Origin of the sequence: Mesorhizobium sp. M6A.T.Cr.TU.017.01.1.1 (genome assembly GCF_004023115.1) — a bacterium.
GTDB classification, from domain to species: Bacteria; Pseudomonadota; Alphaproteobacteria; order Rhizobiales; family Rhizobiaceae; genus Mesorhizobium; species Mesorhizobium mediterraneum.
Map to the genome: position 1 here is coordinate 1 of NZ_RZTA01000045.1, position 12,308 is coordinate 12,308.

Here is a 12,308-nt window from a genome sequence, read left to right on the forward strand (position 1 = left end):
GGATCTGCTGCGTGCCCGACGTGTCGTTGCCGCCGATGTAGATGAAGGCGTCGGCGCCGGCCTTCTTCAGGCCGTTGAGGATGATCTCGCAATAGGCCTCGTCCGGCTTGTCGCGCGTCGAGCCGAGGGCGGCGCTCGGCGTGGCCGCGATCAGCCGCAACCGGTCCTCGGCAATGGCAGAAAGATCGACATAGTTGCCGTCACGAATGCCGCGCACGCCATGGATGGAGCCTAAAACCTTGGCGCCGGGATGCCGCTTGCGGATCTCGAGCGCGGCGCCCACCATCGTCTGGTTGATGACGGCGGTCGGGCCGCCGCCTTGCGCGATCACAAAAGTTCCGGACATGCTTCACGTCTCCCGAGCAGTGGCTTTGCAGGCACATTCGCCTGTCTTGCGAGATCACGCAACGGGAGAGTCGAGCGGCCGCGCCAGCCGCTATGAGGTCAGGCGACGACCGGGAGGGTCAGACGACGACGACCGGGTTCTTCCTGGAGACGCGGCTGTAGAGGTCGATAATGTCCTGATTGATCAGGCGAACGCAGCCCGACGACATCGCCTGGCCGATGCTCCACCATTCGGGCGAGCCGTGGATGCGGTAGCCGGTGTCCTGGCCATTCTGATAGATGTAGAGGGCGCGCGCGCCGAGCGGATTTTCGAGGCCGCCGGGTTGTCCGCCTTGCCATTTCACCAGCTCCGGCTTGCGGGCGATCATCTCGGCCGGCGGCGTCCAGACCGGCCATTCCTTGCCGTACTGGATGTTGGCGCGGCCGGACCAGCGGAAGCCTTCCTTGCCGATGCCGACGCCGTAACGGATCGCGTCACCGCCGGGCTGCACCAGATAGAGCAGCCGCTCCTGCGAATGGACGACGATGGTGCCGGGCTGCTCGCCGGTCGGGTCGACGACGATCTGGCGGCGGAATTCCGGCTTGACCTTGAGGTAGGGCACTTCCGGCAGCGTGAAACCGCCATCGGTGACGGAGGCATACATCACACTCGGGCTGGTGATGTTCTTGTCGACGCTGATGCTCGGGCGGACAGGGGTGATCGCGCCAGTGGTGACGCCGTCGAGCTGCAGCGATGGCAAATCGAGCGTCTGGCTACAGCCGGCAACCCCGAGCAGCGCCAGCGCACCGGCGCCGGACAACACCGCGCGGCGGGAAAGCTGGTTTTCGGAAATTTCGATTTCGACGGCGTCGCCATTGTACGGCGGTGTCAGACCTTGCGGCAACTCACGCATGTACCCAAACCCTACGCTATCGGCGGGAAACACGGTCCGGCCGGATCGATGGTATTTTCACCAATCATGGTTGAAAAAGCGTGAAGACGTCTTGCCCTACCTTAACCTCTGGCCGAGCCGTCGTGCCGTCTATTTCAATGCTGCCCCTTTACATCTTCGCGGGGTCGAGGATTTATCCTCTTCTTTGAGTTCAAGGAGACGAGCATGTCCTTCGAAAACTGGGCCGCCTTTGCCGCGGCCTCGACGATCCTCCTTGTCATTCCCGGCCCGACCATCCTTCTGGTCGTGTCCTATGCGCTCGGCCAGGGCTGGCGCACGGCGCTGCCGATGGCGGTCGGCGTCGCGTTTGGCGACTTCACGGCGATGACGCTGTCGATGCTGGGCATCGGCGCGCTGCTGGCGGCCTCGGCCACCGTGTTCACGGTGCTGAAGGTGATCGGCGCCGGCTATCTGATCTATCTCGGCGTAAAGCTGTTTCGCGCCGGTGGCACGCTCAGGGCCGAGCCGCGCCTGGATGCGGTGTCGTCGGCCAAGATGATGGCGCATGCCTGGCTGGTCACCGCGCTCAACCCGAAAAGCATCACCTTCTTCGTCGCCTTCCTGCCGCAGTTCCTCGACCGGCATGGCGATTTCTGGACGCAGATGCTGATCTTCGAAACCACCTTCCTGGCGCTCGCCTTCGCCAATGCCTTCGGCTATGCCCTGATCGCCGCAAGGGCGCGCAACGTGGTGCGCAATCCCCGGGCGATCCGTATCTTCAACCGCACCGGCGGCACGCTGCTGGTCGGCGCCGGCATCGCCACGGTGGCGATGCGCTCGGACAATTGAGGACATGACATGGCAGTCAGGGACGCATTCGGCCTGACTTTTTCGGGCGCGACCGAAGCCGGGTTCTCGCCCTACAGCCAAGCTGTCCGCGAACTGCAATGCTTCATCGGCGATCCGGTCGGCTCGGTCGACCGAGCCATCGCCGAGGATCCCGGCTTCGTCATGGCGCATGTGTTCAAGGGCTATCTCTTCGGCCTCGCCACCGAGCGCGAGGCGACTGCTGTGGCCAGGACATGCCACGAGGCGGCGCTGCCGCTTGCCGCGACGACGCGTGAGCAGGCGCACGTCGCAGCACTCGGCCATCTTGCAGCAGGACGCTGGCATGAAGCCGCCCGTCTGCTCGAGGATATCGCGATCGAGTTTCCGCTCGACGCGCTGGCGCTGCAGACCGGGCACCAGATCGATTTCTTCACCGGCAACGCTCGCATGCTGCGCGACCGCATCGGCCGCGCGCTGCCGTCATGGCAGAGCGGCATGCCGGGCTATCACGCCATACTCGGCATGCAGGCGTTCGGGCTGGAGGAAATGGGCGACTATGCGCGCGCCGAAAAGCTTGGCCGCGCGGCAGTCGACATCGAGCCGCGCGACGGCTGGGCGCAGCACGCCGTCGCCCATGTCATGGAGATGCAGAGCCGGCAAAAGGACGGCATCGCTTGGATGCGCGCCAACCCCGAAGCGTGGACGCAAGAGAGCTTCCTGCAAGTGCACAATTGGTGGCATCTGGCGCTGTTCCACTACGATCTCGGCGAGACCGACCAGGTGCTGGCGCTTTATGATGGGCCGATCTACGGCGAGCGCTCGACGCTGGCGCTCAACATGGTCGACGCCTCGGCGATCCTGTGGCGATTGCATCTCGGCGGCGGCGATGTCGGCGACCGCTGGGCGGCAATCGCCGCCAACTGGGCCAAGGCAAGCGCCGGCAACTATGCCTTCAACGATGTCCACGCGATGATGGCCTTCGTCGGCGCCGGCCTCGAAGCGCCGGCTCGCACCTTGCTCGAGGCGCAGCGCGAGGCTATGCGCGGCAACGACGACAACGCCGCCTTCACCCGGGACGTCGGCCATCCCCTGACGCTCGCCATCAAGGCATTCGGCGACGGCAATTATGCCGAGACGGTGCGCCTGATCCGGCCAATCCGGGCGATCGCCCACCGCTTCGGCGGCAGCCACGCGCAACGCGACGTCATCGACCTGACGCTGGTCGAGGCGGCGTTGCGTTCCGGCGACCATGCGCTGGCAAGGGCGCTTGCTGCGGAACGAGCGCTGGCGCGGCCGGACAGTCCGCTGTCGGCACTGTTCTCGCGGCGGGCGGACGATTCGTCGGAGAATTGACCGGAGGCGGTTCTTGTCTTAAAAACTGCCAAGTCAGATTTTTTCGAGATCCGAAAAAATTAATGACATTGGGAGGACACCATGTATCTCGGCCTCGATCTGGGCACGTCGGGCGTCAAGGCGCTTTTGATCGATGCCGGGCAGACCGTCATCGGCTCCGGCCATGCTTCACTCGACGTGTCGCGGCCGCATCCCGGTTGGTCGGAGCAGAATCCCGCCGACTGGATCCGCGCCTGCGAGGAAGCGGTCGCCGAGCTCAAGGCATCGCATCCAGGGCAGCTCGCCGCCGTGAAGGGCATAGGCCTGTCCGGCCAAATGCATGGCGCCACCTTGCTCGACGCCGGCGACCAAGTGCTGCGCCCCTGCATCCTGTGGAACGATACGCGCAGCCATGCGGAGGCGGCCAAGCTCGACGCCGATCCGCGCTTTCGCAAGCTCACCGGCAACATCGTCTTCCCCGGTTTCACCGCGCCAAAGCTGGTCTGGGTGAAAAACAACGAGCCTGATATTTTCGCCAAGGTGGCAAAGGTCCTGCTGCCGAAGGATTTCCTGCGGCTCTGGCTTTCCGGCGAACACATTTCGGAAATGTCTGACTCGGCCGGCACATCCTGGCTCGATGTCGGCAAGCGAGGCTGGTCATCCGACCTGCTCACTGCCACGTCGCTTGATGAGAAGCAGATGCCATCGCTGGTCGAAGGCACTGAGAAGGCTGGCGCCTTGCGCAGCGAATTGGCCTCGAAATGGGGGATGCAGGCCGGCACCCCGATCGCCGGCGGCGCGGGCGACAATGCGGCCTCGGCCTGCGGCATGGGCACGGTCGCAGCCGGTCAGGCCTTCGTCTCGCTCGGCACGTCAGGCGTGCTGTTCGCCGCCAACGCGTCCTATCTGCCAAACCCGGAAAGCGCGGTGCACACGTTCTGCCACGCGCTGCCCGATACCTGGCACCAGATGGGTGTCATCCTGTCGGCAACCGATTCGCTCAACTGGCTGTCGGAGATATCAGGAAAAGGCGCCGGCGAGCTGACCGCCGAACTCGGCGATGCGCTGAAGGCGCCGACCGGCGTGTCCTTCCTGCCCTATCTCTCCGGCGAGCGCACGCCGCACAATGACTCGGCCATTCGCGGCTCTTTTACCGGGCTTGCACATGAAACCAGCCGCGCCGTGTTGACCCAGGCCGTGCTGGAGGGCGTGGCTTTCGCCTTCCGCGACAGTCTCGAAGCCTTGGCCAAGGCCGGCACGACGCTGACGCGGGTGACGGCGATCGGCGGCGGCTCGCGCTCGCGCTACTGGCTGACGGCCATCGCCACCGCGCTCGGCCTGCCCGTCGACGTTCCCGCCGACGGCGATTTCGGCGCTGCCTTCGGTGCAGCCCGGCTCGGCATGATCGCGGCGACAGGCGCCGATCCGCTCAGAGTGTGCACGGCGCCAGCCACCGATGCCACCATCGAACCGGTCGCCACACTGAGCAACGCCTATGCGGATGCTTATCAGCGCTACCGGGCGCTCTACCCGGCGATCAGTGCTGTAACCGCGTGAGCCGGCGCTTACCCCCCTCTGGCCTGCCGGCCATCTCCCCCTCAAGGGGGGAGATCGGCAGCGTCGACGGCTATGCCAGTCTTGCGAGATCGGTGATTGGCGAAGGCGGAAAAGCCAGCCAATCTCCCCCCTTGAGGGGGAGATGCCCGGCAGGGCAGAGGGGGGTGCTTGGCTCCCACTTTGCCGAGATTTCCTCACTGCGCCGGAACCTTGTCGAGAAAGCCGGTGACGCTTTTCAGGCGGCCATTCTCGATGACGCCGATGTCGGTGCCTTCGATGACGGAATCAGTGCCTTCCGGCCCGAGATTCCACGAAAAGCGGATCGTGTCGCCAAACCCGTCCGGCTTACCCTTAAGCGAGAACCGGAAGCCGGCAAAGCGCTGCTGCACGCCGTCGATCAGTGCGGCGACGCCATCATGGCCGTCGCCCTGCATGATCGGGTCGCGGTAGCTGACGTCCTCGGTGAAGGTCGCCTTGAGCAAGGCTTGCCGGCGAGCCGCATCACTCTCGTTCCAGGCGGTGATGTAGTTTTCGGCGATCGTGTTGAGGTCGGTCATGGTCTGTCTCCGTTGTTGAGTGGCTTTGACACGACCCTTTTCACCCAGCGCCAGCGCGAAACCAATTACGCCTGAGGTAATCAGGACAGAACCATGCGAGAGGACAGACAAACATGACCAGCGGCTTTTTCGGCGACATCAAGACGATCAAATACGAAGGACCGGATTCTACCAATCCGCTGGCCTACCGCTTCTACAACCCAGACGAGGTGGTCGCCGGCAAGCGGCTGGAGGACCATCTGCGCTTTGCCGTCGCCTACTGGCATTCGTTCGCCTGGCCGGGCGGCGATCCGTTCGGCGGCCAGACTTTTGACCGGCCATGGTTCGCCAAGGCCGGCGGCACCGACACGATGGAGTTGGCCAAGCTCAAGGCCGATGTCGCCTTCGAGATGTTTTCGCTGCTCGGCGCACCCTATTTCTGCTTCCACGATGCCGATGTGCGGCCGGAAGGCAGGGACTTTTCCGAGAGTGCCGCGCGCCTCGACGAGATCGCCGATTACTTCGCCGGCAAGATGAAGCAGACCGGCGTCAAGCTGCTTTGGGGCACGGCCAACCTGTTCTCCAACCGCCGCTTCATGTCGGGGGCCGCCACCAATCCCGACCCGGATGTCTTTGCCTATGCGGCAGCGACGGTAAAGCACTGCATCGACGTCACCAAGCGGCTGAAGGGCGAGAACTATGTGCTGTGGGGCGGCCGCGAAGGCTATGAGACGCTGCTCAACACTGACCTTGCCCGCGAGCAGGAACAGGCAGGCCGCTTCCTCAACCTGGTCGTCGACTACAAGCACCGCATCGGCTTCAAGGGCACCATTCTGATCGAGCCGAAGCCGCAAGAGCCGACAAAACACCAGTACGATTATGATGTCGCCACGGTCTATGGCTTCTTGAAACGCTTCGGACTGGAGAAGGAAGTCAAGGTCAACATCGAGCAGGGACATGCGATCCTGGCCGGCCATTCCTTCGAGCATGAGCTGGCGCTGGCCAATGCGCTCGGCATCTTCGGCTCGATCGACATGAACCGCAACGACTACCAGTCGGGCTGGGACACCGACCAGTTCCCCAATAATGTGCCGGAGATGGCGCTGGCCTATTACCAGGTCCTGTTGGCGGGTGGCTTCAAGACCGGCGGCACCAATTTCGACGCCAAGCTGCGGCGCCAGTCGCTCGATCCGCAGGATCTGCTGATCGCCCATATCGGCGGCATGGACGCTTGCGCACGCGGCCTCAAGGCTGCCGCCAAGATGGTCGAGGACAAGGCGCTGTCGGGTCCGCTGGCCGAGCGCTATGCCGGCTGGAACTCTGCCGAGGCCAAGGCGATGTTTGCCGGCAAGCGGACGCTGGAGGAGATCGCCGAGCGCGTCGTCAAGAAGAAGATCGAGCCGCAGCCCAAATCCGGCCGCCAGGAACTGCTCGAGAATATCGTCAACCGCTACGTCTGAGGTGTCGCGCCGGCGGGGCTCCTAACCGACCCGCCGGCCCGGAACAGCTTTGCGCGAGGGCGGAACCGGCGACAAGGTTTTGCCTCGCACGCCCCTCAATCGCCTCGCTCTTGCCTTCAAACAGCCGTCACGAATCTCGTATAGTGTGGTTCGTGGCGGGAACAGAAAGAAGGAGGCGAAACGATATGCAGCACGAACGCGAAATCGACGCCCTGCTCTCATCTGGCGAGGCCGGATCGATCATCGACCGGCTGATGGCGCTGCCGCATCCGAAGCATGGTGCGCGCAGTGCAAACGAATGGGATCGCGCGGTCGCCAGCCGCTTCGAGACCCACCTTGCGAGACAGATGCGCTCGCAGATCGACGGCAACAGCGACCGCCAGGACGCTGCCTAATCCCCACACTATCTCTGACGCAGCCTGACCGGCGCTTCGCCGAAAGCTCTTGAAAACGCCCTGGAAAATGCCGCGGCGGACGAGAACCCTGTCCGCCCGGCAATATCGGCCATGGCCACGCGCGTGTCGACCACCAGCCGGCGCGCGGCGCCCAGCCGCAGCTGGAGATAATAGGCACCCGGCGTCTCGCCGATCGATTTGCGAAAAATGCTTTCCAGCGTTCGCGCCGTCACCCCGGCGCGCTTTGCCACCGCGGCAATGGTCAAAGGCTGGTCGACATGGGTTTCCATCAGCCGGATGGCTTGCGCCAGTCGCGGATCGTAGCCGTCTAGGCGGCCGAGCGAGACCAGCGGCTGCGCATCGGTCGCCGCCCGCGCCTGGTCGTAGATGAAGACACTTGCCACATCGAGTGCGACAGCCATGCCGAGCCGCGTGCGGATCAGATGCAGCATCAGATCGAAGGTCGGCGAAGCGCCGCCGGAGGTGAAGACCGGCCCGTCGATGACATAGCGGTCGGGGCGCACATCGACGCCTGGAAAAGCCGCCGAGAAATCCTCCATGTCCTCCCAATGGGTGGTGGCGCTGCGCCCTTCCAGCAAGCCCGCGCGGGCAACCAGCCAGGTGCCGGCCTCGACACCGCCGCAGGCGCGCGCAGCGCGGGCCGCGCGGCGCAGGCCGGCAAGCAGGGCCGATGTGGCATAGTTCTGCGTGCCGAAGCCGGCGACCACAACAAGCATATCGGTTGTGTCCGCTGCATCGAAGCGGCCGCTGACCGCAACCGGCAGGCCGCATGTGGTGAGCGGCGCTTCGCCGGTCACCGAAACCAGCCTGAAATCGAACAGCGTCTCGCCGGCAATACGGTTGGCGGCACGCAGCGGATCGACGGCCGATGCAACGCACATGATCGACGAGCCGGAAAACACCAGCAACGTCACCTTGAGCGGCGCGCGCTCGGCGCGAAAGATCGATGGCTTTTCGCTTTTTATCATATGGCCTTCGTAAAACGCAAAACAGTTTCCGGCAAGTCAGGCATTGTTGCCATATGTTCGATCGGGCCCATGTTTGAATGGGCCATATTTGATCGTAGCCGTTTGTGCTGATTGGGAGAAAAGTCCATGCCGCTTGTGATGAATCGTGAGGTTTTCATTACCTGTGCCGTGACCGGGTCCGGCAGCTCGCAGGACCGCAGCCCACACGTGCCGCGTTCGCCCAAGCAGATCGCCGATTCGGCGATCGATGCAGCAAAGGCGGGCGCGGCGATCGTGCACTGCCATGTGCGTGATCCCGAAACCGGCAAGCCTAGGCGTGACGTGCATCTCTACCGCGAAGTGACCGAGCGTATCCGCGCGGCAGACGTCGACGTGGTGCTGAACCTGACTGCTGGCATGGGCGGCGACATGGTGTTCGGCTCGCCGGAAAACCCGCTGCCGCTGAACGAAAAAGCCACCGATATGGGCGGCGCCACCAACCGCGTGGAACATGTGCGCCAGTGCCTGCCGGAAATCTGCACGCTCGACTGCGGCACCATGAATTTCGCCGAGGCCGACTACGTGATGACCAACACGCCCGGCATGCTGCGCGCCATGGGCGGCATGATGACGGCGCTCGGCGTCAAGCCGGAGATCGAGGCCTTCGACACCGGCCATCTGTGGTTTGCCAAGCAATTGGTCGAGGAAAAGGTGCTGGATCCGGATGCCCTCGTGCAATTGTGCATGGGCGTGCCATGGGGCGCGCCGGATGATCTCAACACCTTCATGGCCATGGTCAACAACGTGCCGTCGAGCTGGACCTGGTCGGCGTTCTCCATCGGCCGCAACCAGATGGCTTATGCCGCCGCCGCGGTGCTGGCCGGCGGCAATGTCCGCGTCGGGCTCGAGGACAATCTCTGGCTCGACAAGGGCGTGCTGGCGACCAACGCACAGCTGGTCGAGCGGGCGGTCAGCATCGTATCGAATATGGGCGCAAGGGTCATCGGCCCGGATGAGGTGCGCAAGAAGCTCAATTTGACGAAACGCGCGCCGCTTTGAACAGGGAATCGGTAGGGAGGAGCCGCCGATGAAGACCGTGAAATTCACCGCGATGAAGGACGGCGATCGCGAGGATTACGCCTTCCTCACCGAGCACGAGATCGACTATGCGGCGAAGACCGGCGAGCGGCTGCTTGACGCGCTTGTCCATCTCGACGAAGGCCTGTCCGGCTATAAGATCACCCGGCTCGGCCATTCGCTGCAGGCGGCGACGCGCGCGTGGCGCGATGGGGCCGACACGGACTGGATCGCCTGCGCGCTGTTGCACGACATCGGCGACATCTACGCGCCCTACAATCACGACGAATATGCGGCTTCGATCCTGAAGCCGTTCGTGCGCGAGCAGTGCACCTGGGTGGTGGAAAAGCACGGCGACTTCCAGCGCCTCTATTACGCGCATCATCTCGGCGGCAATCCGCATGCGCGCGACCGCTTCGCCGGGCACTTCTATTTCGACGATTGCGACCAGTTTTGCGAGCGTTGGGACCAGTCGAGCTTCGACCCCGGCTATGACACGCTGCCTATCGATTTCTTCCGGCCGTTCGTGCTCGAAGTGTTCGGGCGCAAAGCCTATGACGCGTCCGTGATCCGCGCCGGCGAGCGCGTGCCCCTGATCGACCCCAAAACAGCCACGACAAGAACCGGAGCCTCCGCATGAGCATCATCACCAAGGCGGCCGCCGTCGGCGGCGGTGTCATCGGCGCCGGTTGGGTGGCGCGGCTGCTCTTGAACGGCATCGACGTGTCGATTTTCGATCCCGACCCCGAAGCTTCCCGCAAGGTCGGCGAAGTGATGAAAGGCGCGCGCCGCGCCTACAAGCAGATGCTGCCCGACGGCCTGCCCAAGGAAGGCAAACTGTCCTTTGCCAAGACCATCGCCGACGCCGTCGCCGATGCCGATTTCATCCAGGAAAGCGTGCCCGAAAGGCTCGACCTGAAGCACCGCGTGCTGGCCGAGATCGACCTTTATGCGCCGGCCAACGCCATTGTCGGCTCTTCGACCTCGGGCATCAAGCCGACCGACATGCAGGTGGCGATGAAGAAGCATCCGGAGCGGCTGGTCGTCGGCCATCCGTTCAACCCGGTCTATCTCTTGCCGCTGGTCGAGATCGTCGGCGGCCAACAGACCTTTCCCGAGGCGATCGAGGTCGCCAAGGAGATGTACGCCTCGATCGGCATGAAGCCGGTGGTGATCCGCAAGGAGATCGAGGCGTTCGTCGGCGACCGCCTGCTGGAGGCGGCATGGCGCGAAGCGCTGTGGCTGATCAAGGACGGCATCTGCACGGTCGAGGAGCTCGACGACATCATGCGCTATGGCTTCGGCCTGCGCTGGGCGCAGATGGGCATGTTCCAGGTCTATCGCGTCGCCGGCGGCGAGGCCGGCATGCGCCATTTCATGGCGCAGTTCGGGCCGTGCCTGAAATGGCCTTGGACCAAGCTCATGGATGTGCCGGAATTCAACGACGAACTGGTCGACCTGATCGCCACACAGTCGGACGACCAGGCGCATGGCCTGTCGATCCGCGAGCTCGAAAAGATCCGCGACGACAATCTGGTCGCCATCATGGAGGCGTTGTCGAAGCAGAACAAAGGCAAGGGCTGGGGCGCCGGCGCCTTGCACAAGGACTATACCAAGCAGCTCGCCAAGCTTGCGGCGAAGAAGCCCGCCTCTTCCAAGGCAGCCGAGAAGGCCAAGGCGACCAAGCCGGTGAAGGCCAAGGCTGAAAAGCCGAAGAAAAAGAAGAAGGGCTGAGACCATGGATTTTGGTCTTTCGGAAGAACAGAAACTCATCGTCGAGACAACTCGCGCCTTCGTCGAGAACGAGCTTTATCCGCATGAGCGCGAGGTCGAGCGGACCGGCGTGCTGCGCCGCGAGCTGATCGAGGAGATCAAGGCCAAGGCGATCGAAGCCGGGCTCTATGCCGCCAACATGCCGACGGATGTCGGCGGCGCCGGGCTCGATACGGTGACCTGGCTGCTCTACGAAAAGGAGCTTGGCCGTGCCAATTACGCGCTGCACTGGACCTGCGTGGCGCGGCCCTCCAACATCCTTCTGGCCGGGACGCCGGAGCAGCGCGAGAAGTATCTGTTCCCCTGCATTCGCGGTGAGAAATGGGACTGCCTGGCGATGACCGAGCCGGGCGCCGGCTCCGATCTGCGCGGCATGAAGGCGACCGCGGTCCAGGATGGCGACGACTGGGTGCTGAACGGCACCAAGCATTTCATCAGCCATGCTGATCTCGCGGATTTCGCTATCGTCTTCATGGCCTCGGGAGAGGAAGAAACTTCGCGTGGAAAACGCAAGAAGATCACCGCCTTCTTCGTCGACAAGGGCACCAAGGGTTTTACGGTGCGCGACGGCTACCGCAACGTGTCGCATCGCGGCTACACCAACGCCATCCTTGAATTCGACGATTGCCGGCTGCCGGCGAGCCAGGTTCTGGGCGAGGTCCACAAGGGTTTTGACGTCGCCAATTCATGGCTTGGCGCGACCCGCCTGCAGGTCGGCGCCACTTGCCTCGGCCGTGCCGAGCGTGCGCTTGGCCACGCCATTGAATATGCCGCGCAGCGCCAGCAGTTCGGCCAGCAGATCGGCAAGTTCCAAGGCGTGTCGTTCAAGCTCGCCGACATGGCGACCGAGTTGAAAGCCGCCGACCTGATGGTGTTCGAAGCCGGCTGGAAGTACGATCAGGGCACCGTTACCGATCAGGACATGGCCATGGCCAAGCTGATGGCCACCGAAATGCTTGCCTTCGTTGCCGATGAAGCGATCCAGATCCATGGCGGCATGGGGCTGATGGACGATCTGCCGCTGGAACGCATCTGGCGCGACGCCCGCGTCGAGCGCATCTGGGAAGGCACTTCGGAAATCCAGCGCCACATTATCTCGCGGGCGCTGCTGCGCCCGTTTGGGGCTTAGAGCATGATCCCAAAAAGTGGAATCCGGTTTTTGGAA

The 12,308-nt window shown here is 63.7% G+C and carries 13 protein-coding genes; 9 read left to right on the forward strand and 4 right to left on the reverse strand.

The features are described from left to right. Both EOB36_RS16315 and EOB36_RS16320 read right to left on the reverse strand, forming a co-directional pair. Nucleotides 1–346 (reverse strand): 6-phosphofructokinase (locus EOB36_RS16315; RefSeq protein WP_206637172.1); only part of this gene is annotated, 346 nt, incomplete at its 3' end. Nucleotides 347–464: 118 nt separating this feature from the next. Continuing rightward, nucleotides 465–1,238, reverse strand: coding sequence for a L,D-transpeptidase (locus tag EOB36_RS16320; protein WP_128285233.1), 774 nt, complete (start codon nucleotides 1,236–1,238; stop codon nucleotides 465–467). 204 nt (nucleotides 1,239–1,442) lie between these two features. On the opposite strand from EOB36_RS16320, the gene EOB36_RS16325 reads away from it, so the two are divergent. From EOB36_RS16325 to xylB, 3 genes are all read left to right on the forward strand, one after another. Further along, entirely contained in the window at nucleotides 1,443–2,066 is a 624-nt protein-coding gene (locus EOB36_RS16325; protein ID WP_128285234.1) for a LysE family translocator, read from the forward strand. Nucleotides 2,067–2,075: 9 nt separating this feature from the next. Continuing rightward, nucleotides 2,076–3,398 carry a tetratricopeptide repeat protein gene (locus EOB36_RS16330; protein WP_128285235.1) on the forward strand — a complete coding sequence of 441 codons (1,323 nt, stop codon included), beginning with the start codon at nucleotides 2,076–2,078 and terminating at the stop codon, nucleotides 3,396–3,398. A gap of 81 nt (nucleotides 3,399–3,479) precedes the next feature. After that, a complete protein-coding gene (xylB, locus tag EOB36_RS16335) occupies nucleotides 3,480–4,934 on the forward strand; it encodes a xylulokinase (protein ID WP_128285236.1) in 1,455 nt (484 codons plus the stop codon). 194 nt (nucleotides 4,935–5,128) lie between these two features. Here xylB and EOB36_RS16345 read toward each other — a convergent pair whose 3' ends face one another. After that, nucleotides 5,129–5,491, reverse strand: coding sequence for a nuclear transport factor 2 family protein (locus tag EOB36_RS16345; protein ID WP_095484430.1), 363 nt, complete (start codon nucleotides 5,489–5,491; stop codon nucleotides 5,129–5,131). A gap of 113 nt (nucleotides 5,492–5,604) precedes the next feature. Here EOB36_RS16345 and xylA point away from each other — a divergent pair, with 113 nt between their 5' ends. Both xylA and EOB36_RS16355 read left to right on the forward strand, forming a co-directional pair. After that, nucleotides 5,605–6,930, forward strand: coding sequence for a xylose isomerase (gene xylA, locus EOB36_RS16350; protein ID WP_128285237.1), 1,326 nt, complete (start codon nucleotides 5,605–5,607; stop codon nucleotides 6,928–6,930). 185 nt (nucleotides 6,931–7,115) lie between these two features. Further along, nucleotides 7,116–7,325 (forward strand): hypothetical protein, encoded by a 210-nt coding sequence (locus EOB36_RS16355; RefSeq protein ID WP_095484432.1) that lies wholly within the window; start codon nucleotides 7,116–7,118, stop codon nucleotides 7,323–7,325. An 8-nt stretch (nucleotides 7,326–7,333) separates the two neighbouring features. Here the strand turns inward: EOB36_RS16355 and EOB36_RS16360 are convergent, their stop codons facing one another. Further along, the gene (locus EOB36_RS16360) at nucleotides 7,334–8,314 is read right to left on the reverse strand and encodes a GlxA family transcriptional regulator (RefSeq protein ID WP_128285238.1); all 981 of its coding nucleotides are present in this window, start codon (nucleotides 8,312–8,314) and stop codon (nucleotides 7,334–7,336) included. A 126-nt stretch (nucleotides 8,315–8,440) separates the two neighbouring features. Here EOB36_RS16360 and EOB36_RS16365 point away from each other — a divergent pair, with 126 nt between their 5' ends. The 4 genes from EOB36_RS16365 to EOB36_RS16380 are packed head-to-tail and all read left to right on the forward strand — an operon-like array spanning nucleotide 8,441 to nucleotide 12,272. Continuing rightward, nucleotides 8,441–9,352, forward strand: coding sequence for a 3-keto-5-aminohexanoate cleavage protein (locus tag EOB36_RS16365; protein WP_128285239.1), 912 nt, complete (start codon nucleotides 8,441–8,443; stop codon nucleotides 9,350–9,352). Between the two features lie 28 nt (nucleotides 9,353–9,380). Beyond that, nucleotides 9,381–10,010 carry an HD domain-containing protein gene (locus tag EOB36_RS16370; protein WP_128285240.1) on the forward strand — a complete coding sequence of 210 codons (630 nt, stop codon included), beginning with the start codon at nucleotides 9,381–9,383 and terminating at the stop codon, nucleotides 10,008–10,010. Continuing rightward, nucleotides 10,007–11,104 carry a carnitine 3-dehydrogenase gene (locus EOB36_RS16375; RefSeq protein WP_128285241.1) on the forward strand — a complete coding sequence of 366 codons (1,098 nt, stop codon included), beginning with the start codon at nucleotides 10,007–10,009 and terminating at the stop codon, nucleotides 11,102–11,104. Before EOB36_RS16370 ends, EOB36_RS16375 begins: the two co-directional genes overlap by 4 nt. Before the next feature lie 4 nt (nucleotides 11,105–11,108). Then, nucleotides 11,109–12,272: an acyl-CoA dehydrogenase gene (locus EOB36_RS16380; protein ID WP_128285242.1), complete on the forward strand. Its 1,164-nt coding sequence runs from the start codon at nucleotides 11,109–11,111 to the stop codon at nucleotides 12,270–12,272. Nucleotides 12,273–12,308: the final 36 nt, after the last annotated feature.

Excerpts from the sequence above, each read along its gene's own strand:
- EOB36_RS16370 (WP_128285240.1), top strand. The coding sequence starts at position 9,381 with ATGAAGACCGTGAAATTCACCGCGATGAAGGACGGCGATCGCGAGGAT.
- EOB36_RS16360 (WP_128285238.1), bottom strand. The coding sequence starts at position 8,314 with ATGATAAAAAGCGAAAAGCCATCGATCTTTCGCGCCGAGCGCGCGCCG.
- EOB36_RS16345 (WP_095484430.1), bottom strand. The coding sequence starts at position 5,491 with ATGACCGACCTCAACACGATCGCCGAAAACTACATCACCGCCTGGAAC.
- EOB36_RS16325 (WP_128285234.1), top strand. The coding sequence starts at position 1,443 with ATGTCCTTCGAAAACTGGGCCGCCTTTGCCGCGGCCTCGACGATCCTC.
- EOB36_RS16320 (WP_128285233.1), bottom strand. The coding sequence starts at position 1,238 with ATGCGTGAGTTGCCGCAAGGTCTGACACCGCCGTACAATGGCGACGCC.
- xylA (WP_128285237.1), top strand. The coding sequence starts at position 5,605 with ATGACCAGCGGCTTTTTCGGCGACATCAAGACGATCAAATACGAAGGA.
- EOB36_RS16380 (WP_128285242.1), top strand. The coding sequence starts at position 11,109 with ATGGATTTTGGTCTTTCGGAAGAACAGAAACTCATCGTCGAGACAACT.
- EOB36_RS16330 (WP_128285235.1), top strand. The coding sequence starts at position 2,076 with ATGGCAGTCAGGGACGCATTCGGCCTGACTTTTTCGGGCGCGACCGAA.
- EOB36_RS16365 (WP_128285239.1), top strand. The coding sequence starts at position 8,441 with ATGCCGCTTGTGATGAATCGTGAGGTTTTCATTACCTGTGCCGTGACC.
- xylB (WP_128285236.1), top strand. The coding sequence starts at position 3,480 with ATGTATCTCGGCCTCGATCTGGGCACGTCGGGCGTCAAGGCGCTTTTG.
- EOB36_RS16375 (WP_128285241.1), top strand. The coding sequence starts at position 10,007 with ATGAGCATCATCACCAAGGCGGCCGCCGTCGGCGGCGGTGTCATCGGC.
- EOB36_RS16355 (WP_095484432.1), top strand. The coding sequence starts at position 7,116 with ATGCAGCACGAACGCGAAATCGACGCCCTGCTCTCATCTGGCGAGGCC.